Genomic DNA, 24,136 nt, shown 5'->3' with positions numbered 1-24,136 from the left:
AAATGAGGTCTGCCGAAGCGCGGCGCAACTTCCCGGCAGTGCCGGGGCAAGGTGGTGCCGTGCAAGGCGCTCTAAATCCGCAGGAGTTGCAGTTGAGACAGGTCCGGCGGGGCCCGGCTGGCCTGGGCCGACGCCGGCGCGCTCTCCGAGAGCGGGGACGCGGAGGGTGCGTCGACTACGGCGGCGGTCAGCGCGGGCGGAGCGTAGGGGGAGCCGACGCCGGTTGCGGAACATGTCCCGTCGGCGTGGTTGAGGTGACCCGGTTCGTGGTGCGCGTGCGAGCAGCCGTCACCCGAATGCGGAGCCTCCACCGTCCGGACCGTGTCGTGCCGGGCCTCCGCGTGCTCTGCGGGTACTCCGCCAGGAGCCAGAGCGTGCATGCCCAGTACGCCGGCCAGGACTGTCATCACCAGCAGCACAAGCCACCGCCCGGCAGGGCGGTGGCTCGGATGATGCGTACTGCTGGTCATGCGGGCCATCGTACGGGCCCCCCGGGCCTCAATGCCTGTGACGTGGCCTGCGCCACGCTTCGGCACTCGTAAGCCGGTGCGATCACCGCGGTTCCGTTACGGCCGTTCGGCGGTGACCAGCCACGCCGAACTGCGCATCCGGACCACGCCCTGGGCGTCTTCGTAGGGGCGGAGCGTTTCGGTGAGTCGGCGCCGTGCCCGGTCTCCGGTCTCGGTGTCCACCTGCTGCAGCAGGTTGCGGCCGGGACCTGAGCCGAGCAGGAAGTCCGCGGCGTCCCCGGCGCCCTGTCCCCACCTGCCGTGCGCTTCTACGGGCCGTATCCGGAAGCGTGTGAACGCAGCAGCCTTGAGCACTTCCTCCACCCGGGTGGGATCGGCGAGCGAGAACATGCCTGGCCTGCCGGTTGCCCCGAAGCCGCCGACCGGCAGGCAGTCCCGCAGCGAGGCGAGCGCTTCGAGCCACTCGTTGCCTTCGGCGCCGGCCGCGCAGATGAACGCCATCCGGCCCCCGGGACGCAGACCGCCGCCGATATTGGTGAAGGCTGCCACGGGGTCGGCGAAGAACATGACGCCGTAGCGGCTGATCGCCACGTCGAAGTCCCGCCCTGCCAGTGGGTGTACCTGGGCGTCGCCCTGCTCGAACGTCACGTTGTCGAGGTGCTCGGCGCGCGTGGTGGCGCGGGCGCGGTCCAGCATGGGCCCCGACAGGTCGACGCCCGTGACCCGCCCCTCGGCGGCCCGGCGGGCGCCGAGGCGAGTGGTGGCTCCCGCCCCGCAGCCGATGTCCAGGACCGCGTCGGCGGGCAGGATCGCGGCGGCGTCGAGCAAGTGCGCGTTGAAGCCTTCGTTGACGGCATCCCATCGCTCTTGGTTGCGGGCCCAGTGCTCACCCTCGTAGCCGTTCCATGCTTGCTGCTGCTGGATGTTGACGCTCTGCCGCATGACGGGTCTCCCGACCTAGAATGGGCGTACGCCCAAACAGTATGGGCGCTTGCCCATACTGTCTACCCGTACCCGAACCCGTACCCGCCCGTCTGTCGGAAGGTGTTTGATGTCCCCTCGTGGAGTGGCTGTCCCCGATGTCCGCGAACTGCTTTTCGCCGCCGCCGAACGTGTCGTCGCACATGACGGACCCGGCGGCCTGACCAGCAGGGCCGTCACGACTGAGGCCGGCTGCTCGAAGGGCCTGCTGCACGCGCACTTCGCGGGCGGGCTGGACGAGTTCGTCGCCGAACTCGTGCTGGACCGTCTCGCCGGCACAGCCGCACTGGCCGCCGGCCTGCCGGATCGGGCGGGGCAGGGTGCGGTCGCGGAAAACCTCTCTTGTGTGGCGAGGGCGCTGCTCACCTCGGCCGGTCCGGCGATGGCCGGCCTGGCCCTTACCCGCCCCGGCGCGGCCACTCTCTTCCGCGAGGCACTGGCCGCCGGCGCGCCTGGTTTCACCACCATCCAGACATCGATCGCCTCCTATCTGGCGGCCGAACGGCACTTGGGCCGGGTAACCGCCACCGCAGACGTCGAAGCCTGCGCCCTCGCCCTGGTCGCCACCGCCCACCATCTGCTGATGACCAGCTGGCCGGGCGCTCCCGAAGTGACCTATCAGATGGACCGCGTCATCGCGGCTCTCGTCTGACAGGGGCCGAGGCCCGGATCCCGTGGGACACGCACCGTCCTCGGTGGGCTCGCGGCGGGCCATGTCAAGGGGCTCGAGGGCCACTGCTCTTGGAACGAGGTCACTAAGCTGCTTAGTATGCGGGCGTCGAGTCTTCGCCTGTTCGACCGCCCGCCGGGGGCGGCAGCGAGGATCTGTCGCATCGCGCTGCCTGCGCGAATCCGGACCGTGTGCGTCCGGGGTGCGGCGGCCGAGGAGAAGGAGCTTGCCTCAGTGGCGTCCCACCGTCGTCCCAAGCAGTCGAATGCCGCCTACGCCACTGTGCTCACTGCTGCCACCGCTGCCGCGGTGGCGATATCGACGCAGTCTGCCACCGCCGACCCGCTACCCGACCCCGGCAAGAAGGGCGTCCAGGCGCAGGTCGACCGCCTGTACGAGGAGGCGACCCAGGCGACGGAGAAGTACAACGGGGCCAAAGAGAGCGCGGACAAGCTGAAGAAGCAGGTAGCCGACCTGCAGGAGGCCGCCGCACGCAAACAGGGTGACCTCAACACCCTGCGGGCCCAGCTCGGTTCGGTGGCCTCCGCGCAGTACCGCAGCGGGGGCCTTGACCCTTCCGTGCAGCTGCTGCTGTCTACCGACCCCGACTCCTTTCTGGACAGGGCCGCGGGGCTGGACCTGCTCTCCGCCCGTCAGTCGCAGACTTTGCAGACGTTCCTGTCCCAGAAGCGCGCCTTGACGCAGCAGCGCACCCAGGCGGCCGGGAAACTGCAGGACTTGCAGGAGTCCCGCAGTCTGGCGGCCGCGCATAAGAAGAAGATTCAGTCCAAGCTGGCGAAGGCCCAGCGGCTGCTCAATACCATGACCGCGCAGGAGCGCAGTCAGCGTGCGGCGGAAGAGGAGCGCGCCAACCGGTCCAGCGAGCGGGTCGACCTGGGGAACGAGGCCAGCGCCTCCGGGCGAGCGGCCGCCGCTCTCAGCGCGGCCAAGTCCCGTGTCGGCCTGCCATACGTCTGGGGTGCGACTGGCCCCTCGTCCTTCGACTGTTCCGGGCTGACCTCGTGGGCGTTCCAGCAGGCCGGCGTGTCCCTCCCCCGGACCTCGCAGGCCCAGGCCAATGTGGGCACCCGGATCAACTCCCTCAGCGCACTCCAGCCCGGCGACCTGATCATCATGCGCACCGACTTGAGCCACGTCGGTTTCTACGCCGGCAACGGCCAGATCCTGCATGCCCCGAAGCCTGGCGCTCAGGTGCGCTATGAGTCCATCGCCCGCAGCGGCATGCCGTTCATGTGGGGCGTCCGGATGTGAGCCGGTGCGGCCGGCTGTTCGGTATACGTCAGCAGGCAAGAGCCAGCGGAAGCACCGGCAGAAGCGCAGACGCCGCCAGAGTCACCCACCTCGCGGCAGGATGTGCGGCGGGCCCAGGTCTGATGATGCGCTGCAGGCGTACCACCGCCGTGGGGCCCGCGGCGGACAGAGCCCCACGCGGAGCCGGCTGCCCGGAGGCCATCTCGACCAGCGCGGCGGCAAGTACGCCGTGCGGGTAGTGGCGCAGGGCCCGGTCGTCGGCGGCCATCTCCAACAGCAATGGAATCTGGCGCAGCAGATGGCGGGCGAGTGGTAGCGGGCCGAAAACGGTGGCGAAGCCGTGGACAGCCGCCAGCATCAGATGGTGACGGCCGGCGATGTGCGCGTGTTCGTGCTCGACGACAGCTCCGAGTTCGGCATCGCTCAGGCGGTCGACAGCACCACGGCTGACGACGATCCGAGGATGACGCCCGGGCAGGCAGTAGGCGGCCGTCGCCGGGTGCTCGATCACGGTGGCCCGCAGGGCGGGCGTACGGCGCCCGATCATGTCCAGCACAGTGCGGTGGCGGTTGCGCGCACCACGGGCCCGCAGCGCGTGAAACGCGAAGACCCCGAGGTGGGCGCCGGCCACGACAGCCAGCGTGGTGATGCCCCACCTGGCCACTGCCCCCTCACCGGGGCTGATTCCGAACGCGACCTGACAGGAATAGAGCAAACCGACGTGCGCGTCGGGAGTGAGCACATGGACGACGGCCAGCGCAAGGCACAAGGAAAACGACACGGCCAGAGCTGACCACAGAGCCGCGGCCAGCCGCGGTGACCGGTACGGCCAGCGGGCCCGGGCCATGACCGGCGGCACGATCGTTGCGACGGCGGCTGCATACCCCAGCAGAGCGGGAGCCGTGTTCACGACGCCGGACGCCGTCCTGCGGCTCGCAGTGCCTCGCGCAGCGCGGCGACCTCGTCCTCATTCATCTGCTCGATGAAGTGAGCGAGAGCCGCCGGGCGGTCCTCACTGATGCCGAGTGCGTCCTCCATCAAGGCCGCCGCATACGCCTCGCGGCTGCGCACCGGCGTGTAGAGCCATGCCTGACCCTGCTTCTTCCGGGTCAGCCACCCTTTGTTGAACAGGATCGTGGCTACCGTCATGACCGTGGTGTACGCCGCAGGACGACGGATGTTGATCTCATCGACGACGTCGCGGACCGTGGCTGGTCTGCCCCATGTCCACAAGCAGTCCATGATCTCGGCCTCGAGATCCCCCAGCCGCCGCATGGCCCGCACCTCTCTTTATCCACCGCATCCGCTCACGTCATCGTAGAGGCACGCAAGGGCTGCCCCTTCGGCGAGGGCTGAGGTTCCAAGGCGGACTGCGGCGAAGGCCCAGGCTGTCAAGGACCTCGCCGCGAGGGTCGAGAAGGTTCAAGACTCGGAGATCACCATCATGTCCGGCCGGCTGAACGTTCGGGGTGCGAAACGGGCGGCGTCGACCCCGGCCAAATCGGTCATCTCGGTGACTGCGGGTTACAGCGGACCGGGGGCGCGGGTTGAGGCTGACGCGGGGGCGGCGGCGAAGACGAGCCGTCCTCCCAGGGGGCTGGATGCTCCGGCAGGCCATACGGGGGCGAGGGGGCGCTGACGACACTGACGAGAACTTTACGTAGCTCTCTGACTACAGTGAGCTAGTGATGATCGGTGTGGAGCTACCAGCGCGCGGGGTCTGCCGCCCGCTCGGGTGGGTGGGGCTCGTGCTGATGGTGCTGTTTCATCTGCTGGGCTGTGCGCACGGGCCACTGGCAACCGATGCGCTACGAGCGGATACGGCAATGGCGGTGGCGACTGTGCCGGTTCCCGTTCTTCATTCGCCCGACCAGGCGCGGGCACATTCCGCGCCATGCACGGGTCATCACCACCAATGCACTGTGTGCACGGGGCTGGGCGAGTCGGTCGTGAGTCATACGGAGGGCGGGAAGAACCCGTTGCCGTCCTCTGCGGCTCTGCCGCCGGGGCTGAGGTTCGAGGTCACGCCGGGACGGGGCCCACCGGTACTCGGCGTCCCGCCTTCCGGCGCGGGAGAAGTACAGGCGTTGTTGCAGGTGTGGCGGAACTGACAGGTATCGCCGCTTCGGCTGTTCGTGGCAGGGCGCGACCCTGTCCGGGCCCGGAGTGGCTCTGAGTTCTGTCGCCTGTCACTTCGTCCTGCACACCGCTGCGCCCGGGCATACGGCTCCGGTTCGGTGGTGGGAGAGCCGTGATGATGAACCACCTGTCCTCTGTCCTCGACTCCGTCGCCTTTTCCCCCGCACAGTTGCTGGCCGCCGGTGGGCGGCAGGCAACCACGCCTGCCGCGCTGGTGGGCGGCACCCCGGTGCTGTGGGTGGGTGAGCCGTTCGCAACGCCGGGCCGGGGTTTCTGGGCCAAGCTGGAAGGCCACAACCCGGGCGGTATCAAGGACCGCGCCGCGCTGTACATGGTGCAGGCTGCCCGGGAGCGCGGCCAGCTGCTGCCCGGAGCGCGGATCGTTGAGTCCACTTCCGGAACCCTCGGCCTGGGCCTCGCGCTGGCCGGCGTCGCCTATGGCCATCCCGTCTCGGTCGTCACCGACCCGGGCATGGAGCCCCAGGTCGCCGGACTGCTGCGCGCGTACGGCGCCGAGGTCCACACCGTCAGTGAGCCGCACCCTGCCGGAGGCTGGCAGCAGGCCCGCCGTGAACGCGTCGGAGAGCTGCTCGCCGCGTACCCGGACGCGTGGTGTCCGGACCAGTACAACAACCCCGACAATGTCGCCGCCTACCAGCCGCTCGCGCACGAACTGGTCGCCCAGCTCGGCCGCATCGACACGCTGGTTGTCTCGGTCGGCACCGGAGGCCACTCCGCCGGCGTCGGCCGCGTGCTGCGCGGCTTCTTCCCCGCCCTGCGGGTGGTGGGCGTCGACACGTGCGGATCGACGATCTTCGGGCAGCCGGCCGGCACCCGGCTGATGCGTGGACTCGGCTCATCGATCTATCCCGGCAACGTCGCCTACGAGCTGTTCGACGAGGTCCACTGGGTCGCCGCCCCCGAAGCCGTCTGGGCCGCCCGCGCTCTGGCCAACACCCAGTACGCCACGGGCGGGTGGAGCGTGGGGGCGGTGGCCCTGGTCGCACGCTGGATCGCCCGTACGTGTGCGGCAGAGGACCGGATCGCGGTCGTCTTCCCCGACGGCCCGCACCGCTACGTCAGCACCGTCTTCGATGACGACTGGTGCCGCACCCACCAGCTGCTCGGACACACCCCGGCCGAAGACCCGCTGGAGATCGAACGCCCGGCCGATGCGGTCGTGAGCCGGTGGGCCCGCTGCCGCACTGTCGAACGGCCCCATCCCGCACTCGGCACAGAGCCGGCGGGCTCGGGTCTGGTGGGAGTAACCCGATGAGGAACCTGATCCGCCAGTCCCGTTCCTTCACCCCAGCGGTCCGGTTGCTGATGGTGAACCAGTTCGCCATCAACCTCGCCTTCTACATGCTCATGCCCTACCTGGCCGCCCACCTGTCCGGCGACCTCGGACTCGCTGCATGGACGGTCGGGCTGGTCCTGGGGGCGCGCAACCTCTCCCAGCAGGGCCTCTTCCTGATCGGCGGCACCATCGCCGACCGGTTCGGCTACAAAGCGCCCATCCTCGCCGGATGTCTACTGCGCACGGGCGGTTTCGCGCTGCTGGGCTGGGTCAACACCGTGCCCGCGCTGATCGCCGCCTCGGCGATCACCGGCTTCGCCGGCGCCTTGTTCAACCCGGCCGTGCGTGCCTACCTCGCTGCAGAGGCGGGCGAGCGCCGGGTGGACGCGTTCGCGACGTTCAACGTCTACTACCAGGCCGGCATGCTGCTCGGTCCGCTCGTCGGTCTGGCGCTGCTGGCCGCAGACTTCCGTCTGGTGTGCACGGTGGCAGCCGCGATTTTCGCGGCCCTGAGTGTCCTGCAGGCCCGAAACTTGCCCGCCCGGAGCGGCACAGATGGAGCCGATGCGCTGAAGGCGGGAAGCGGAGTGTGGGCGCAGTGGCGCACGGTCGTCGGCAACCGGCCGTTCCTGCTGTTCTCGGCGGCGATGATCGGCTCCTACGTGCTGACTTTCCAGGTCTACCTCGCGCTGCCGCTGGCCGCGGACGCCGCGCTCGGTGCTGACGGCACGAAGGCGACCAGCGCTCTGTTCGTGGTCTCCGCGGCGGTCGCGGTGGCCGGGCAGCTGAGGCTGACCGGCTGGGCCAAGCGCCGCTTCACCCCTCATCAGGCGCTGACGGCCGGCCTCGCGGCGATGGGCGGGGCTTTCCTGCCCCTGGCCCTGATCCCCGGCTCGTCCAAGGCCGCGGTGCTGGCAGCACTGGTGGTTGCCGTCGCTGTCCTGGCGGCGGGCAGCGCGGTGGTCTACCCCTTTGAGATGGACACCGTCGTTGCCCTGTCCGGCAACCGACTGGTCGCCACCCACTACGGCCTCTACAACACCGTCTCCGGCCTTGGTATCACTCTGGGCAATCTGGCCTGCGGCGCCCTGTGGGACTACGCACACACCCACGACTCCACATGGCTGGTGTGGGCGGCACTCACGGGCACCGGCGTCGGGTGTGCGGCAGCGGTCGGCGCGCTGGCCCGAACCGGCCGGCTCACCTGCCCCCTGCCGCAACCCGCCCCCGCCCCCGCCTAGAGGCAATCCAGGTGGTCGCGGGCGGCCAGCCCGCGACCACACGGTCACGGCGTCGCCGTCCGGGACCGGCGCATCCGGCTGCCGCCCGATAGCCTCGTACGCGGCGTTCCCCTGCGTCCCCCGTGGCTGGGCCCGCAGTTACCCCCTGGGGGTAGGATGGCGGGGTCAGTCATCGGCACACACGACACGGGCGGAGTTCATGGCGCGACGGGCAGCTCGCAGCAGCGGTGGCACAGTCCTCCGCTGGGTGTACGGGGTGTTGGGTACCCTGTGCATCGCGCTGGCGGTGCTCGTCCATCACGAAACCGTTGCGCCTGCCATGCCGCCCATGCCGGCCACTGGTATGCCGTCCACGTCGTCCGCCGGTCATGATGCTCATGTCGTGGCGGGCTGGGCGGGAGCGCCCGTGTATGGAAACGGTTCCGACGGTTGCGGCATGTCCGGCATGCAGCACTGCACCGCCGCGGGCGTCGGTTCTGTCCAGCTCGCTGTGCCCGGCCAGAGCCCCGTGTTCGCACCGGCGGACCTGCACCAGGCGGTGCCGGGGAGCGCCCCTGCCGGTGCGGTCGGCCGAGCTCCGCCTGATCTGTCTGTCCTGTCTCAACTGCGCATTTAGGCCGCGCCGGACGGCGCGCGATGTGCCGTCCTCATGCGACCACATCGGCAGTTTCGAGACAGAGGACAGCAATACGATGAAGAGCATCAACCGGCGTTCCGTCCTGCTCGCGGGCCTGGGAGCGGCCGGCGCGGGCGCGCTCGCCGCGTGCGGCGGCGATGATTCCGGCACCAAAGCCCTGGTCAGCCCCTCGGGCGCGGCGGTTGCAGCCACCGAGAAGAAGCGCACCAGCACCGGACGTACGCACCGGCTCACCCTGACCGCCGCACCCGCCATGATCGACCTGGGCAGTGGCGTTATGCCCAGGACCTGGGCTTTTGACGGGCGTGTTCCCGGCAAGGAGGTCCGGTTGTCCCTCGGCGACACCCTGGCCGCCGAGCTGTCGAACCAGCTCCCGGACAAGACCGCCACCTCGATCCACTGGCACGGCATCGCGCTGCGCAATGATAGTGACGGAGTGCCGCCCCTCACTCAGACCTCCGTGCGGGCCGGCTCGACCTTCACCTACCGGTTCACCGCCGACGCCCCAGGCACGTACTTCTTCCACCCGCACGTCGGTGTCCAGCTCGACCGAGGGCTGTACGCCCCGCTGATCGTCGAGGACCCCAAGGAGCCTCTCGCGTACGACGACGAGTGGGTGGTCCTCCTCGACGACTGGGTCGACGGTGTCACTGGCACGCCGGACGAGGTCTTCACCGAACTCAAGCACGGCATGGGGGCGATGAGCGGCCACACGGACACGGGAGACACCCCCAGCCCGTCCAGCAGCATGGGCGGCCATGACATGGGAGACATGGGCGGAATGGACATGAGCCAGGCGTCGTCCCCGCCCGCTTCGGCCGCCTCACCGTCCGGGGACATGCCGATGAAGTTCATGCTTATGGGCGCCACCAGCAAGCTGCTGGGAGGCGACGCCGGCGATGTGAAATACCCGCACCACCTGATCAACGGCCGAGTGGCCACGGACCCGGATGTCTACGCGGGCAAGCCCGGGAAGAAGGTGCGGCTGCGGATCATCAACGCCGGCTCCGACACCGCCTACCGAGTCGCTCTCGGTGACCACAAGCTGACCATCACCCATACCGACGGATTCCCCGTCCGGCACCAGGAAGTGGATGCTTTGCTCGTCGGTATGGGCGAGCGCTACGACGTCCTGGTCACCCTCGGCGACGGCGTCTTCCCGCTCGTCGCGGTGGCCGAGGGCAAGAGGGCGAGCGGCCTGGCCCTGGTGCGGACGGGTTCGGGGAGCGCACCGTCGGCGACCGTCCGGCCGAGGGAACTCGACGGCATGATCGTGACCGCGCCGCAGCTGCGGGCGGCCGACGGCGCCCGGCTCGCCTCGGCCAAGACCGACGTCACCCACCGGATCAAGCTGACCGGTGGTATGGAGAAGTACAACTGGTCCATCAACGGGCGGCCGTTCGACATGGCCGACCCGCAGGCGAACCCGATCGTCATCCAGGAGGGCCAGCGGGTGCGGCTCGACTTCGTCAACGGCACCGACATGTGGCACCCGATGCACCTGCACGGCCATACCTACCAGCTCGGCAGCAGCGGGCCGCGTAAAGACACCACCATCGTCCTGCCAGGTACGAAGACGTCCGTCTTCTTCGATGCCGACAACCCGGGCCAGTGGATGCTGCACTGCCACAACACCTATCACGGCGAAGCCGGGATGATGGCCAACGTCGCCTATCGCGCCTGACCCCCAGGGGGTTGCGCCGGGAGGCCCTGAGGCCCTGCTCCCCGGCGCAACCCCGCCGCAGGAGTGCAGCGTGCGCGCCATCGGCACGGTCGCAGACGGAAACCTTCTCCAGCGCGGCGCGCCACGCCCCTTTTCGCAGCCCGCAGCCGGAATCCTCACAAGGGACGCCCGGCCGAGTCTGATTACGCATGCCCCCGGGGGGTACGCGACTGGCTCAGGACGGCAGCAGAGAGGAGCACCGGAAATGCCCGCCCAGGCCGCCAACACCGTTGATGCGCTCCGCCCCGGGCTTGCGACGGGGCGGAACCGCGGACGCCTTCCGGTCGCCTGCCAAGGCGGTGAGACGGGGTGAGCGGCACCACGGCGGCGCTGTCGCTCCTGGGCGTCGCCGCGCTGGCCGTCGTCGGCGTCTACGGGGCGGCCTGGGCGGCGCGGTTGTCTGCTGATCCGGTGGCCGCTGCGCCGTTCGGGTCGGGGCTGGAGCCGGTCGAGCATGCGGTGAGCCGGTTCCACGTGCGCTGGTACACCGTGACGATGCTCTTCCTGGCCTTCGATATGGAGATGGTGTTCATGTACCCGTGGACGCGGGTGATCTCTGCCATGGGGCCCAGTGCAGTGATCGAGATGTTCGTCTTCCTGGGGGTTCTGCTGGCCGGGGTCGTCTACGCCTGGCGGGAGGGTGCGCTGCGATGGACGTGACCGGCCTTGCCCTGCGCGCTGCCGCGGCTCGGCCCCGTGTGCTGCTGGCCACCCTGCCGGGCGGAGCGGCTGCGCGGCTGGAAGCAGAGCGCTTGCTGCGGCTGCGGGACTGGCCACTGGTCGCAACCCCGGCGCAGGCGGATGTGCTGCTCATCGCCGGGCCGGACTGCCCGGACCTGCATCCGGCGCTGAATCGGCTGTGGCAGGACCTGCCCGCGCCCCGCGCTCGCGTCCACGCGCCCGGTGCCGGTGACGTCGAGGCCGCGCTGGAGACCGGACAGGCCCGGCTCACCACGCCAGTTGATCAGTGCACGCAGGCCGAGGCGCCTGCCGGAGCAGGCCGGAGTGGTGATGATGCCGGCCCGCACCACCAGGAGTCTCGCGGTGGTGAAGACCACGACGAGGGGCACGGCGACGCCAACGGTTCACACGACGAGCACGACGACGGGAACGGCGACCATCATCATGATGCGGAAGCGCAGCGCGGGGACAGCCAGGCCGACCCGCAGGATGAACACCACGAAGCCCACGACGGCCACGGCGGCGGCGAGGGTGACACAAGCCAGGGCCACGGCGACCATGAGGCGCATGGCGGTCACGGCGGCGGTGACATGGAGATGCCGGGCGGGCTGCCGATGGCCGAGCAGGGTGAGGACCGTGACGGCCTGATGCTCGACCAGCTGCACGTGGGCCTGGGGCCGTTGCTTGCCGACTGGCCGGCCGGACTGACCATCCGCGTGACCTTGCAGGGCGACGTCGTGCAGGAAGCCAAGGTCGAGGAGCCGCTGCGGTCCGACACCACGGGAAGGGAAGCGTTCTGGGTGCAGCCGTGGCTGCGCGCTGCGGCTGGTGAGCCGGTGAGCGTGGGTGAGGCGGCCCGGCGTCGGGCGGCCGCGCATCTGGACAGTCTGGCCCGGCTGCTGTCGGTGGCCGGGTGGCCCGCCGAGACGATCGTGGCGAGGCGGCTGCGCGACGACCTGCTCGACGGTGCGCCCGGTGAGGGGTTCGCGCCTCGGCTGGAGCGTTTCGCCCGCCGGGTCGGCCGGTCGCGGACGTTGGCCTGGATGACCCGAGGGATCGGCCAGGTGAGCACGGAAGAGGCGCGTGAGGCCGGGGTGAGCGGGCCGGCGGCGCGGGCCGGTGGGGACGCGACCGATCGCTACCGGCAGTGGCTTGCCGACCTCCGCCGCGATGTGGGGCGGCTGGAGGAGCCGTCACCGCTTCGACCGGCGAGGGAGGAAAGCCCCCGCGGCTGCTGGAGGGGGGATGACCCGCCGTCGGCCCCGCTGATCGCGCTGCTGCCAGGGCTGCTGACGGGGGCAGAACTGGCCGCGGCCCGCCTCATCGTGGCCAGCCTCGACCCGGACCTGGACGAACTCGCTACGGCACGAAGCGAGGTGGAGGCCCGTGGTTGAGGCAGGGGCATGGTGGACGCTGCTGGCGGCACCCGTGATGCTGCTCGCGCTGGCCGGGCTGGCGGTGGTCGGCCATGCGGCGCTTGAAGCCCGGGACGCGGGCCGGTCTGTCAGCCCTGCGACCATGGTTCGGCCGTTTCTCGGCGTGCCAGGGGCGCTGCTGGCACAGCCGCGGCGCCTGCCGGCCTCGGATGTGCTGCTGTGGCGGGCCGGTGTGGTCACGGTGCCGGTGGCGGCGGTGCTGTCCACGCTGGTGATCCCGTTCGGTGGCATGGCGGTGGCCGACCTGTCGGTCGGGGTGGTGTGGTTCAACGCCATGGAGGTGCTGACCTGGGCCGGGTTGTGGCTGGCCGGGTGGGGCCCCAACGCGGCCTTCTCCCTGGTCGGCGGCTACCGGTTCCTGGCCCAGGGCCTGGCCTACGAACTGCCGATGATGTTCGCGCTGATCTCGACCGCGACCGGGGCGCAATCCCTGCGGGTGAGTGACATCGCCGCCGCCCAGCACGGCCTGTGGTACGCGGTGTGGATGCCGGTCGCCTCTGTCGTCTATCTGGCCGGGGTGCTCGCCTTCAGTTTCCTGGGACCGTTCGCCTACCCGGTCGGCCGTGACCTGGCCGGCGGGGTACTGAGCGAAGTTGCCGGGGCGGACCGGCTGCTGCTCGAGGCCGGGCGGTGGCTGTGGCTGGCGGCCGGCGCGGCGATGGCGGTCCCACTGTTCCTGGGCGGCGGTGCGGGACCGGGCATGCCCGCCTGGGCCTGGTCGCTGGTGAAGACGCTGCTGGTACTGGCCGTGCTGGTGGTGGCGGTGCGGCGGCTGCCGGTCATCCGGGCTGACCGGTATGTGGAGTTCGTCTGGGTGGTGCTCATTCCGCTGACGATCGTGCAGGTACTCATTCCGGCCCTGGTCGACCTGAACCGATGAAGAGCAAGGGGATCACACCATGAGTACGTCGGACCTCGTGCTGCTGGGGGTGCTGGGCGCGCTCGCCCTGGCCGGCGGCGTGCTGGTGTTCACCCTCAACTCGATGGCCCGCGTCACCTTCTCCCTGCTGGCGTCTCTGGCTTGCGTCGGTGGTGTGGTGGCCGTGCTGGGGCTGCCGTACCTGGGTGTGGTGATCGTGCTGATGATGGTCATGGAGATGGTGATCATGGCCGTGTTCATGATCGCTTACATGATGAACCCGGCCGGTCTGATGCCGATGTCCATGCTGCACAACACGCGCGGCGCGCTGGCCGTCAGCTCCGTGGTGTTCGCCGCCCTGGTCGCCGGGATCTTCGCCGTGCCCTGGCCACGCCGGAGCGGTGCCCGGCCGAGCGATACCACCCTCCAGGTCGGCATGTCCCTGATGGGCGACCAGATGCTGACCATGGTCACCCTCGGGTTCGTGCTGCTGGCCACCATGGTCGGCGCCACCGTGCTGGCCACCCACCGGGGCCGCTACGACCGCTTCGGCGACGACCTCGACCAACGCCCCGCGAAGGACCCGGCCGGCGGAGGGGTGGGCCGATGACCTTCGAACTGCTTTTGGTGCTGGCCGCGGGCCTGTTCTGCACTGGCCTGTTCGGTGCACTGTCCCAGCAGTCCATCGTGATGATCATGATGGGAATCGAGTTGATGATCGGCGGGATCATCGTGGCGGCCGCCGACTTCTGGCACTTTATCGCCCCCGCCGCAGGCAGTGGCCAGGTGGTGATCGTGGCGGCGGTGGTGGCGATGGCGGTGGAGATGGCGATGGGCTTCGCCGTCACCACAGCGATCTACCGGGCCCGGCAGGTCGACATGACCGACATGGCCGAGGACCTGAAGGGGTGACCGTGCTGCTCTGGCTGCTGATCTGTGTGCCCCTGGGCGCGGGGACCGTCCTCTGCCTGGCTGGCCGAGGCGTCAACCGGTCGGCTTCCTTCCTCGGGGTGGCGGCGGCCCTGGCGACGCTGGGTCTGGCCGTGACCGCCGCGCTCACACGGCCCGAGGCGAGCGCGCCGCTGTTTACCGGGATGCGGGCAGGGCTCGCGGTGGACGGTCTGTCCGCCGTCATGGTGATCACCGTTGCCGCGGTCACCCTGGGGGTGCTGCTGTTCTCCACCGGGGAGTTCGGTCAAGGCGAGAACCGGGGCCGGTTCTACGGACTGATGCTGCTGTTCGCCGGGGCCATGCTGGTCACCGTCACGGCAACCACGCTGCCGCTGCTGCTGATGGCCTGGGAGGTCATGGGCGCGACCAGCTGGGCGCTGATCGGCTACTGGTGGCAGCAGCCGGAACGGGTTCAGGCCGCGAACGTCGCCTTCCTCACCACGCGCACCGCCGACCTCGGCCTGTATCTCGCGGCCGGGGCCGCGCTCGCGGGCGGCGTCGGCTCGCTGCGCCTGGACGCGCTGCCGCAGGCGGCCTCGCCGTGGCTGCACGTGGTCACCGCGGGAGTCGTGGCCTCGGCGTTGGGCAAGTCCGCACAGTTGCCGTTCTCCTTCTGGCTTTCCAAGGCCATGCAGGGTCCCAGCCCGGTCTCGGCGCTGCTCCACTCGGCGACCATGGTCGCCGCCGGTGCCTACCTGCTGCTGCGCCTGCACCCGCTGCTGGCCGCCACCGACTGGGCGGGACCGATGGTCGCCTGGACCGGCGCGGCCACCGCCCTGGTCCTTGGCCTGGTGGCCGTCGCCCAGAACGACCTGAAACAGCTGCTCGCGGCCTCCACTTCAGCGCAGATCGGGTTCATGGTCCTTGCGGCCGGAAGCGGCGGCGTGGCCGGCGGCCTCACCCAGCTCGTCGCGCACGCCGCCACCAAGTCGGGACTGTTCCTGGCCGCAGGGGCGTGGCTGACAGCGCTGGGCACCAAGCAGTTGCCAGCCCTTCGCGGCGCCGCCCGCACCTACCGCCTGGTCGGTGCCGCCTTCTCTCTTGGCACCCTGACGCTGGCCGGGCTGGCGCCGCTGTCGCTGTGGGCGGCCAAGGACGAGATCCTCGCCGCCGCCCGCGCCGAGAACACCGCCCTGTACGCCGTCGGGCTGGCCGCCGCGGCCGTGTCGGCCGTCTACAGCGTCAAGGCCCTGTGGTACGTCACCCGGCCACTGCCCGCCGACGCAGAAGCGGGGTACGACACCGAGGAGCACGGCACCCGCCGCGTCCCGCGCGCCGCACCCTTCCCGCTGTGGGCGTTGACCAGCCTCGCGGCGGTGCTGGGCGTACTGGCTCTGCCCGGCCCCGCTTCCTGGATCGAGCGACTGGTCGGCGCCCCTTCCGAGCCCTCGCCGAAAGCGTGGGAGCTGGGTCTGTCGGCCGGCGTGGCGCTCGCCGCTGCGACGTGGGCCTGGTGGCACTCCTCCCACCCCACTCCGGCACCGCGGGTTGTGGCGGGCTGGGCGGAGGGCTGGTTGGGCCTGGAGCGGGCTGCGTACCTGCTCGTCGTCGGTCCGGTCCTGGCCCTGGCCCGTGCCCTGACCGTCTTCGACGACCGGGTCGTGGACGGCGCGGTCCGGCAGACCGCCCGGGCCGGCCTGGCGGCCTCCCGGTTCGCGCGCCGCCTGGACGACGACGGCATCGACGCCGCCGTAGGCGCGGTCGCGTCCGGTGCGCGCCGTCTCGGGCGGTGGGCGCGCCGCCCGCAGACTGGGCTGCTGCACCAGTACTACGCCCAAGCTGCCGTCGGCTTCTGCGTATTGACCCTGATCGTGCTGTTGGTGAGGTAACGCCCTGTGCTGAGTGTCATCACCTTCCTCCCGCTGGCCGTGTGCACGGTACTGCTGCTTCTGCCGCCACGCGCGCTGTCGAACCGTGTCTGCAGTTGGGTGTGGATCGTCACCGCGGCCGCCGATCTGGCCCTCGTGATCGCCCTGTGGGCGGCATTCGATCCCGGCGGCGGCCTCCAGTACCAGCAGCGGGTGCGCTGGATTCCCAGCGCCGGCGTGAGCTACCACGTCGGCGTCGACGGGCTGTCCCTGCCTCTGATCGCGCTGACCTGCCTGCTGTTCCTGGCCGTCGCCGTGTACTCGCTGCGCGAGACGAAGCGCGTGCGCTCGTACGTCTGTCTGTTCCTATTTCTGCAGACTGTCAGCCTGGGGCTGTTCGTAGCCCTGGACCTGATCCTGTTCTTCGTCTTCTTCGACCTCTCCATCGTCGGCATGTTCTTCGTCATCGCCGGCTGGGGCCACGGGGAGCGCGCACGCGCAGCGGCGCTAAAGTTCTTCCTCTACACCTTCATCGGATCCCTCGCCCTGCTGCTCGGCTTCATCGGCCTCTACCTGGCCGCCACTCCGCACACCTTCGACATCGTCGACCTCACCCGCGCCAATCCGCTGGCCGGGCGCGGCCTGTACGCCGGCCTGGTGCTGCTCGCCATCGGCGTCGGGCTCGCGGTCAAGACGCCGACCGTGCCCTTCCACACCTGGCTGCCCCCGGCTCACACCGATGCCCCCGCCGCAGGCTCGGCGATCCTGGCCGGCGTGCTGCTGAAAATGGGCACCTACGGCGTCGTCCGCATCGCCATGCCCCTGCTGCCCGGCGGCTGGCGCCACTACGCCCTGGTCATCGTGATCGTCGGAGCCGTCTCCGTGGTCTACGGAGCCCTGGTCGCCCTCGCCCAGACCGACTTCAAACGCATGATCGCCTACACCTCGGTCAACCACATGGGCTACATCATCCTCGCCGTCGGCGCCGCAGGAACCCTCGCCGGCAGCGACGCCCAAGCCCGCTCCCTGGCGGTGACCGGCGCGGTCACCCAGATGGTCAGCCACGGCCTGATCACCGGCGCTCTCTTCCTGCTCACCGGCGTCCTGTACGACCGCGGTGGCACCTACTCCATTGACGCCTACTCCGGCCTGGCCGCCCACACACCGCGCTTTGCCGCCGTGACCGCGGTGGCCGCGTTCGCCTCCCTCGGCATCCCCGGCTTTTCCGGGTTCATCGCCGAATTCCAGATCTTCACCGGCTCCCTCGCCTCCCAGACCGTGGCCACCGCCATCGCGGTGACCGGGATCCTGATCACCGCCGCCCTGTTCCTGCGGGCACTGCACGGCATGTTCCTCGGCGTCCCCCAGTTGCCGCAGACCACCCCCACCAGCGGCATCACCGACCTGAAGCGCAGCGAAGCGCTGTCCACCGTGGCGCTGCTGGCCGTCGCACTCATCATCGGCGTCGCGCCGCGCTGGCTCCTGGACGTCATCGAACCCGCCAGCCACACCGTCATCGGATTGGTCGCCCGGTGAACGAGAACCTCACCGCCCTCATCCCCGAACTGTCCCTGGTCGGCGCGGCCGTGCTCGGGCTCCTCGCCGGATCCTGGCTGCCGCGCCGCCGCCAGTGGCTCATTGCCGCCCTGGCGGTCGTCGCCTGTACCGCGGGCCTCGTCGCGACCGCGATCACCATGGCCACTGGCCGCGAACAGACAGTGTTCTCCGACCAGTTCGCCGTGGACGTCGCCACCGACGCTGGGCGCCTGATTGTTCTCGGCGCACTGCTGCTGGTCATCGCCATGTCGGCGGAAACCGTGCGCGGCCACAAACGCGAAACCGAGTACTGGGTCCTGCTCCTGCTGACCAGCGCCGGCACCCTCGCCCTCATCGGCGCGAACGACCTTCTGATGCTGTTCGCCGCCTACCTGCTCGCGTCCATCCCCGCCTACGCCCTGGTTGCCTTCGCCAAGGACAACTTCGGGACGGAAGCAGCCTTGAAGTACTACCTGATGGGCGCGCTGCTCGGAACCACCATGCTCGCTGGCGTCGCCCTGTTCTACGGCGCCGGGCACGCCACCCTCTACCACGAACTGCGCACCACCCTGCCCGAAGCCCCTTACGGTCTCGTCGCCGTAGCCCTGGTTGCCGTTCTGGCGGGACTGCTGTTCAAGGCCGGCGCGGTGCCCGCCCACTTATGGGTCCCGGACGTCACCGACGGCGCACCCGCCCCCATCGCCGCCTACGTCACTACCCTGCCCAAGGTCGGCGCACTGATCGCCAGCTACCGGCTGCTGCACCAGGCTCTGCCCGACAGCGACGTCAACTGGCCGTTCCTACTGGCGGTCCTGGCCGGCGTCACAATGACGTTGGGCAACCTGGCGGCGTTCTTCCAGACCTCCGTCAAACGCCTGCTCGCCTACTCCACCATCAGCCAGGTCGGCTATCTCCTGATGGCCCTCGCCGTCGCCACCCGCACCGACCTCGCCCAACAAAGCCTGCTGTTCTACCTGGCCGCCTACGCCGTCACCAACCTCGGCGCCTTCGCCGTCGTCACCGCACTACCCGCCGCCCGCACCCTGGAGGACTACCGCGGCCTCGCCAGCCGCCGCCCCGGCCTCACGGCCGTCCTCGTCCTCTGCCTCCTCGGCCTGGTCGGCACCCCGCCCACTGGCGTCTTCCTCGGCAAACTGGAAATCTTCAGCGCCACCATCGACGGCGGCTACACCTGGCTCGCCGCCCTCGCCGTCGCCAACACCGTCGCCTCCCTCTTCTACTACCTCCGTTGGCTTACCCCCCTCTTCACCATCACCGACTTCGCACCGCTCGCCACTCATGCAGCCGCGGGCCGGTTGACTACTGCCACCGCCTACACCGCCGGCACCCTCGCCCTCGGCCTCGGGATCGCCGGTGAAGCAGCGCTTGCATTCGGGACTGGGAACCTGCTGCCATGACACCCTGCGGCGGTCTGCGGTAGAGACCCGGGATGATTGTCCACAGCCTGAGTCTGAGACATGAGATGTCTGGACACACAATCTGCTTGCATAACGCAGGTAGGGCAGAAGCCGCGCTTCGCTTCGCCGGGGAAGGTCTCGTACCAGGTTGGTTCGCCACCATCGCCGGTCCAGGTGATCGTCTTGAAGCCCACCCACCACATCACGGGGGTGCCGCCGAGTTTCTGGCAATGATCACATTCGCAGGTGTGGGGGAAGGCTGCCGGGCCCTGGGCGGTGAAGCGGATGCGGCCGCACAGGCAGCCGCCGGTGCGGACCTCGGCTTCTTCGGCTCCCTGGGTGTTGGGGGCGGGGGTGGCGTTCATCAGGTGATCTCCCAGGTGGAGTGGGCAAGTTGAGCCCATCAGTGTGCCATCGCTTCCGTGATCGCCAGGACGCTGTTGGCGGCTCTGGCGTGGCCCCGGCCGTGTGCGCCGATCGTGGAGGCGTCATGGGCCCGGGCGACGAATCCGCGCTCAGGGGCGTCCCAGGGCGTGCACGGCCATCGGGCATCGCGCCGGTGCACAGTGCCTGTCTGAACCGCGGGGTGGTGTGCCGAGCCCGACGAAGCGCCACTCGCCACTGCGGTGACCGGCCTCGTCCCTCCCGATCTTGGCTGCGAAAACGTACGAAGCGTGCGGGTTCGCGGATTCCCGGAGTGGTGGAAAGGAGGACCCGCTCGCCAGATCGCCGTGGAGAGCGAACGGGGAACGGGTTTGCAGGAGCGGTGGTGCGGACCGGTTCGGTCAGCGGGGCCGGGACTGCGTGATCCGCCATAGGCGGCGCGGCAGTTCTCCCTCTTCGAAAGCGTGGACTTCGTCGAGGTTCCAGCCGTCGGCGAGTTGCTCGACGAGGCTGCGGTCGAAGAAGTGCACGGCGAAGCCGCCGTGCTCGAAGATGTCGTCGCCTCGGGCGATGCCGGAGTTGTAGTGGGCGTCGCCGGTGTGGCGGACGGTGTAGAGGAAGATGCCGCCGGGTCTCAGCACCCGGCGGCCCTCGTGGACCGCGGCGTGGATCTCCTCGGTGGACAGGGCCATGCACAGCAGCATGTGCGCGAAGACGGCGTCGACGGACGCGTCTTCCAGGGGCAGGGGTACCCGCACGTCGTGCACGGTGGTGGTCACCCGCTCGGCCACCTGTTGGCGGAGGGCCGCCGCGCGCAGCTGCTGAAGGCCGGCGGCGGAGAAGTCTGCGGCCTGGACCGTGAAGCCCTCACGTGCGAGGTACAGGGCGTCGCGGCCGTGACCGGCCCCCAGCTCCAGGACGTCCCTGGCTCCGGCGCTCCGGAAGGCGCCGGCCGCGTGGACGGCTGCGGTGGAGGGTGCCTCGCCGTACATCGAGGGGTGCGCGGTGTAGGTGTTCTGCCAGTGGCGGCGCTGGGCCTGCGCCAGATCCTCGTCGTTCATGCTGGCACTCCCGGTCGTCCGTCCATGGCCAGGCGCCAGCGTAGATGTCGTTGCCGGCAGCCCTGCACCTCGCGGGACGGGGCCTGTACCTCGCCCGTAGGGGCTCAGATATCGTCTTCCGATATCGGGCACCGTTAGGTGCAGGGGTTGAGGGAGTGGTCCATGACTAATCCGGTAACCGTCAGCGGCAACTCGGGTGAGCTGCGGCGGCGCCTCGGGGTGACGGACGCGGTCGTGATCGGTCTGGGGTCGATGATCGGGGCCGGGATCTTCGCCGCGCTCGCCCCCGCTGCCGGTGCGGCCGGCTCCGGGCTGCTGATCGGTCTGGCCCTAGCGGCCGTGGTGGCCTACTGCAACGCGACCTCCTCGGCTCGTCTCGCGGCCCGCTATCCGGCCTCCGGCGGCACCTACGTCTACGGGCGTGAGCGTCTGGGCGAGTTCTGGGGCTATCTGGCGGGGTGGGGCTTCGTCGTCGGCAAGACCGCCTCGTGTGCGGCGATGGCGCTCACGGTCGGCACTTACGTGTGGCCGGGCCAGGCCCATGCGGTCGCGGTCGCCGCGGTCGTGGCGCTGACGGCGGTGAATTACACCGGTGTGCAGAAGTCCGCGCTGCTGACCCGGGTGATCGTGGCCGTTGTGCTGGCGGTGCTCGCCGCTGTCGTGGTCGCCGCCCTCACCTCGTCCGTAGCGGACGCTGCCCGGCTGAGCGTCGGCTCCGATGCCACCGCCGGCGGGGTGCTTCAAGCGGCGGGTCTGCTGTTCTTCGCCTTCGCCGGGTACGCGCGCATCGCCACCCTCGGCGAGGAGGTCCGCGACCCCGCGCGCACGATCCCGCGGGCAATCCCGCTCGCGCTGGGTATCACCCTCGTCGTCTACGCGGCCGTCGCCGTCTGCGTCCTGATGGTGCTGGGCCCGGACGGGCTCGCTGCGGCGGCGGCTCCTGTGTCGGACGCCGCCCGGGCCGCGGGTGCCGGCTGGCTCGTCCCCGTGGTTCGCGTCGGTGCGGCCGTCGCTGCTCTGGGCTCGCTGCTCGCGCTGATCCTAGGTGTCTCGCGGACCACTTTGGCCATGGCCCGCGACCGGCACCTGCCGCATGCCCTGGCGGCGGTCCACCCGAAGTTCAAGGTGCCCCACCGTGCCGAACTGGTGGTCGGCGCCGTGGTGGCGGTGGTCGCCGCGACCGTGGACGTGCGCGGAGCGATCGGCTTCTCCTCGTTCGGGGTACTGGCGTACTACGCCGTCGCGAACGCCTCCGCGTGGACGCTCTCACCCGGCGAGGGGCGTCCGGCGCGGGTCATCCCGGCCGTCGGGCTGGCCGGCTGCATCGTGCTGGCCTTCGCCCTGCCCGTGTCATCGGTGATCTGGGGTGCTGCGGTCCTGGTGTTCGGCGCTGCCGCGTACGGGGTCCGTCGCACTGTGCGCAAGCGCAACCCTTAGGAGTCCGGCCGGCACGGCGGTCCGCTGACTGGCCGCCGGCCTACGGGGCGCCGTCGCCAAGGACCTCGCGGGCCAGCTCCTTCAGCGCCCGCCGGTCCTCCGCGAGGGCTTTCTTCCCGGCTTCGGTGGCCGTGTAGACCCGTCGGGTGCGGCCGTCGACCACCCGCTGCTCGGAGACGAGCAGGCCGTCGGCCTCCAGGCGGTGCAGCGTCGGGTAGAGGGTTCCGGGGCTGATCTGGTAGCCGTGAGAGGCCAGCTCCTCGGTCATCCACGCGCCGTGGATCTCCTCCTCGGCCGCGTGATGCAAGATGTGCAGCCGCACCGCAGCCCGCTGGAACTCCCGCACCCCGCACCCGCCTCCGGCTGTGACGAAACCGATATCGGCTTCCGATCCTACGGTGACGACCAGACCGCCCCGCACCGTCCGGACCGGCCCCGCTCCCGCGCACCGCGGGCCGCGGGTACGGGGCAGGGGTATGGTCGAGGCATGACTGCCGGTCCCGGGAGGGAGCGGAGCGACGGGCGAGGGAGCAGCCGTGGAGCACACCGGACGCACCGGCGGGCGGGCCGTGGCCCGGCTGCTCGCGGTGTGTGCGGTGTTGTTCGGCCTGTTCCTGATGCACGGCGCCCCGGCCACGGCCGCCGGCGGGTGTCACGGCGAGACGGCCGTCGCCGCCCCGGCCTCGCACGCCGAACAGGTCTCCAGTCATCACGCCGACACGCCGGTTGCCCCTCCCGCCGGGGTCAGGGTGTCGCAGGCCGTCCCGCCGGCACCGTCCGCCGGGGCGGGTTCCGTGTGTGTGGCGGTCGCGCCTCGAGATCGGCTGCTCGCGCCGGTGGTGTGGGTCCTGGCGGCGCTGGTCTTCACCGTGTTCTACGCCGGGGCCGGCAGCGGGTGGCGGGCTGCCGCAGGACGGGCCGGCAGGCGCGGTCCTCCAGGGGGCGGGCGGGAACTGCTGCTGAGAGTGTGCACCGCGCGCAGGTGACAGGGCCTCGCCCGGGGTCCGTTGCGTACGGGCCGTGGGCCACACGCGCCCCGACCACCCGCGCGCTGTTGCGGCGCGCACCAGCCGAAAGCCACCTGCCATGTCGTTCATCTCCCGTTCCACCGCCTTCCGCCGTGCCCTGGCCGCGGCGGGCAGCGCCGTCGTCCTCGCCGGGGCCCTGGCCGCCTGCGGCTCGTCGAAGGACTCCGGCTCCTCCATGCCCGGCATGGACCATGCCGCCACGCCGTCCGCCCCCGCGTCCTCTGCCGATGCCGGGCACGGCCACGACTCCATGTCTGGCATGGACCACGCCGGCATGGGCAACGGCCTGGCCGACGCCCGGGACGGCTACCGGCTCGCCTCCTCCGCGGCCACGCTGCCCGCAGGCCGGCCCGCCCCCTACACGTTCAAGGTCACCTCTCCGGACGGCAAGCCGCTCACCGCGTTCGCGCCGGACCAGAGCAAGCTGATGCACTTCTACGCCATCCGCTCGGACCTGACCGGCTTCCAGCACCTGCACCCCGCCATGAGTGACGACGGCACCTGGACCGCTGACCTCGCATCCCTGGAACCCGGCAGCTGGCGCGTGTACGCCTCCTTCATCCCCGGCACGGGTCCCGGCAAGGACCAGGACTTCGTCCTCAGCCGCACCGTCATCGTGCCCGGCGACGCCCCCACGACCCCGCTGCCCGCCGCGGCCACGAGCACCACCGCCGACGGCTACACGGTCACCGTCAAGGGCGGCGAGCTCATGGCCGGCATGACCCACCCGCTGACCGTCAGCATCAGCAAGGACGGCAAGCCGGTCACCGATCTCCAGCCCTACCTGGAGACCTACGCCCACCTGACCGCCTTCCGCGAGGGTGACCAGGCGTTCGCCCACCTCCACCCGCAGACCGAGGTGAAGGGCGACCGGGGCGGCCCTGACCTGGCCTTCCAGGCCATGCTGCCCGAGTCGGGCAACTGGCGGCTGTTCCTGCAGTTCCAGACCGGTGGCAAGCTCCACACCGCCGCCCTGACCCTCAAGGTCGCCTGACCCAGTCCGGGGCGCCACCCCGTGGCGCCCCGGACCCCCGCCCTCACCCCGCCCGGCGTTCCGCCGCGCCGACGTGTCGGTGTGCCCCGAGCGGTGCCCGAACCGGGAGGCTT

23 protein-coding genes are annotated in these 24,136 nt (G+C 70.4%); 17 read left to right on the top strand and 6 right to left on the bottom strand.

Annotated features, from left to right (window positions below; genetic code table 11):
* Nucleotides 1-71: 71 nt before the first annotated feature.
* Both MHW47_RS00545 and MHW47_RS00540 read right to left on the bottom strand, forming a co-directional pair.
* Nucleotides 72-407 (bottom strand): DUF6153 family protein, encoded by a 336-nt coding sequence (locus tag MHW47_RS00545; protein WP_308381172.1) that lies wholly within the window; start codon nt 405-407, stop codon nt 72-74.
* Nucleotides 408-566: 159 nt separating this feature from the next.
* Nucleotides 567-1,412: a class I SAM-dependent methyltransferase gene (locus MHW47_RS00540; RefSeq protein WP_239220556.1), complete on the bottom strand. Its 846-nt coding sequence runs from the start codon at nt 1,410-1,412 to the stop codon at nt 567-569.
* Nucleotides 1,413-1,521: 109 nt separating this feature from the next.
* Between MHW47_RS00540 and MHW47_RS00535 the strand changes: the two genes are divergently transcribed.
* Together MHW47_RS00535 and MHW47_RS00530 are read left to right on the top strand one after the other, a co-directional pair.
* Nucleotides 1,522-2,103 (top strand): TetR/AcrR family transcriptional regulator, encoded by a 582-nt coding sequence (locus tag MHW47_RS00535; RefSeq protein ID WP_239220555.1) that lies wholly within the window; start codon nt 1,522-1,524, stop codon nt 2,101-2,103.
* A 252-nt stretch (nt 2,104-2,355) separates the two neighbouring features.
* Nucleotides 2,356-3,393, top strand: a complete 1,038-nt coding sequence (locus MHW47_RS00530; protein ID WP_239220554.1) for a C40 family peptidase — start codon at nt 2,356-2,358, stop codon at nt 3,391-3,393.
* Between the two features lie 28 nt (nt 3,394-3,421).
* Here the strand turns inward: MHW47_RS00530 and MHW47_RS00525 are convergent, their stop codons facing one another.
* Together MHW47_RS00525 and MHW47_RS00520 are read right to left on the bottom strand one after the other, a co-directional pair.
* Nucleotides 3,422-4,303: a M56 family metallopeptidase gene (locus MHW47_RS00525; protein WP_239220553.1), complete on the bottom strand. Its 882-nt coding sequence runs from the start codon at nt 4,301-4,303 to the stop codon at nt 3,422-3,424.
* Entirely contained in the window at nt 4,300-4,668 is a 369-nt protein-coding gene (locus tag MHW47_RS00520; protein WP_129266808.1) for a BlaI/MecI/CopY family transcriptional regulator, read from the bottom strand. The genes MHW47_RS00525 and MHW47_RS00520 overlap by 4 nt, the downstream gene beginning before the upstream one ends.
* A gap of 982 nt (nt 4,669-5,650) precedes the next feature.
* Between MHW47_RS00520 and MHW47_RS00515 the strand changes: the two genes are divergently transcribed.
* The 12 genes from MHW47_RS00515 (at nt 5,651) to MHW47_RS00460 (ending at nt 19,119) form a co-directional block, all read left to right on the top strand.
* Nucleotides 5,651-6,808 carry a PLP-dependent cysteine synthase family protein gene (locus tag MHW47_RS00515; RefSeq protein ID WP_239220579.1) on the top strand — a complete coding sequence of 386 codons (1,158 nt, stop codon included), beginning with the start codon at nt 5,651-5,653 and terminating at the stop codon, nt 6,806-6,808.
* Nucleotides 6,805-8,070 (top strand): MFS transporter, encoded by a 1,266-nt coding sequence (locus tag MHW47_RS00510; RefSeq protein ID WP_239220552.1) that lies wholly within the window; start codon nt 6,805-6,807, stop codon nt 8,068-8,070. The genes MHW47_RS00515 and MHW47_RS00510 overlap by 4 nt, the downstream gene beginning before the upstream one ends.
* A gap of 199 nt (nt 8,071-8,269) precedes the next feature.
* On the top strand, nt 8,270-8,686 hold the full coding sequence (locus MHW47_RS00505) for a DUF6153 family protein (protein ID WP_275448672.1): 417 nt from the start codon (nt 8,270-8,272) through the stop codon (nt 8,684-8,686).
* Between the two features lie 76 nt (nt 8,687-8,762).
* Nucleotides 8,763-10,391: a multicopper oxidase family protein gene (locus MHW47_RS00500; RefSeq protein ID WP_239220551.1), complete on the top strand. Its 1,629-nt coding sequence runs from the start codon at nt 8,763-8,765 to the stop codon at nt 10,389-10,391.
* A gap of 348 nt (nt 10,392-10,739) precedes the next feature.
* On the top strand, nt 10,740-11,090 hold the full coding sequence (locus MHW47_RS00495; RefSeq protein WP_239220550.1) for an NADH-quinone oxidoreductase subunit A: 351 nt from the start codon (nt 10,740-10,742) through the stop codon (nt 11,088-11,090).
* Nucleotides 11,081-12,505 carry a hypothetical protein gene (locus MHW47_RS00490; RefSeq protein ID WP_239220549.1) on the top strand — a complete coding sequence of 475 codons (1,425 nt, stop codon included), beginning with the start codon at nt 11,081-11,083 and terminating at the stop codon, nt 12,503-12,505. Before MHW47_RS00495 ends, MHW47_RS00490 begins: the two co-directional genes overlap by 10 nt.
* The gene (locus MHW47_RS00485) at nt 12,498-13,427 is read left to right on the top strand and encodes an NADH-quinone oxidoreductase subunit H (protein WP_239220548.1); all 930 of its coding nucleotides are present in this window, start codon (nt 12,498-12,500) and stop codon (nt 13,425-13,427) included. Before MHW47_RS00490 ends, MHW47_RS00485 begins: the two co-directional genes overlap by 8 nt.
* 19 nt (nt 13,428-13,446) lie before the next feature.
* Nucleotides 13,447-14,016, top strand: coding sequence for an NADH-quinone oxidoreductase subunit J (locus MHW47_RS00480; protein WP_239220547.1), 570 nt, complete (start codon nt 13,447-13,449; stop codon nt 14,014-14,016).
* Nucleotides 14,013-14,318 (top strand): NADH-quinone oxidoreductase subunit K, encoded by a 306-nt coding sequence (locus MHW47_RS00475; RefSeq protein WP_239220546.1) that lies wholly within the window; start codon nt 14,013-14,015, stop codon nt 14,316-14,318. Before MHW47_RS00480 ends, MHW47_RS00475 begins: the two co-directional genes overlap by 4 nt.
* Complete coding sequence (locus tag MHW47_RS00470) at nt 14,315-16,186, top strand: proton-conducting transporter membrane subunit (protein ID WP_239220545.1); 1,872 nt, start codon at nt 14,315-14,317, stop codon at nt 16,184-16,186. Before MHW47_RS00475 ends, MHW47_RS00470 begins: the two co-directional genes overlap by 4 nt.
* Before the next feature lie 6 nt (nt 16,187-16,192).
* Entirely contained in the window at nt 16,193-17,701 is a 1,509-nt protein-coding gene (locus tag MHW47_RS00465; protein WP_239220544.1) for a NuoM family protein, read from the top strand.
* Nucleotides 17,698-19,119 carry an NADH-quinone oxidoreductase subunit N gene (locus MHW47_RS00460; RefSeq protein ID WP_239220543.1) on the top strand — a complete coding sequence of 474 codons (1,422 nt, stop codon included), beginning with the start codon at nt 17,698-17,700 and terminating at the stop codon, nt 19,117-19,119. The genes MHW47_RS00465 and MHW47_RS00460 overlap by 4 nt, the downstream gene beginning before the upstream one ends.
* Before the next feature lie 785 nt (nt 19,120-19,904).
* Here MHW47_RS00460 and MHW47_RS00455 read toward each other — a convergent pair.
* Nucleotides 19,905-20,564 (bottom strand): class I SAM-dependent methyltransferase, encoded by a 660-nt coding sequence (locus MHW47_RS00455; protein ID WP_189898459.1) that lies wholly within the window; start codon nt 20,562-20,564, stop codon nt 19,905-19,907.
* A gap of 162 nt (nt 20,565-20,726) precedes the next feature.
* Here MHW47_RS00455 and MHW47_RS00450 point away from each other — a divergent pair, with 162 nt between their 5' ends.
* Nucleotides 20,727-22,001, top strand: coding sequence for an APC family permease (locus MHW47_RS00450; protein ID WP_189898461.1), 1,275 nt, complete (start codon nt 20,727-20,729; stop codon nt 21,999-22,001).
* 40 nt (nt 22,002-22,041) lie between these two features.
* Here MHW47_RS00450 and MHW47_RS00445 read toward each other — a convergent pair whose 3' ends face one another.
* Entirely contained in the window at nt 22,042-22,347 is a 306-nt protein-coding gene (locus tag MHW47_RS00445; RefSeq protein ID WP_189898462.1) for a PadR family transcriptional regulator, read from the bottom strand.
* 190 nt (nt 22,348-22,537) lie between these two features.
* Here MHW47_RS00445 and MHW47_RS00440 point away from each other — a divergent pair, with 190 nt between their 5' ends.
* The gene (locus tag MHW47_RS00440; RefSeq protein WP_189898464.1) at nt 22,538-22,987 is read left to right on the top strand and encodes a hypothetical protein; all 450 of its coding nucleotides are present in this window, start codon (nt 22,538-22,540) and stop codon (nt 22,985-22,987) included.
* 100 nt (nt 22,988-23,087) lie between these two features.
* Nucleotides 23,088-24,023 (top strand): hypothetical protein, encoded by a 936-nt coding sequence (locus MHW47_RS00435; RefSeq protein ID WP_189898466.1) that lies wholly within the window; start codon nt 23,088-23,090, stop codon nt 24,021-24,023.
* Nucleotides 24,024-24,136 lie beyond the last annotated feature (113 nt).

Origin of the sequence: Streptomyces sp. OfavH-34-F (genome assembly GCF_022347745.1) — a bacterium.
GTDB lineage: Bacteria > Actinomycetota > Actinomycetes > Streptomycetales > Streptomycetaceae > Streptomyces.
This window is presented reverse-complemented; position numbering and strand designations above follow the sequence as displayed.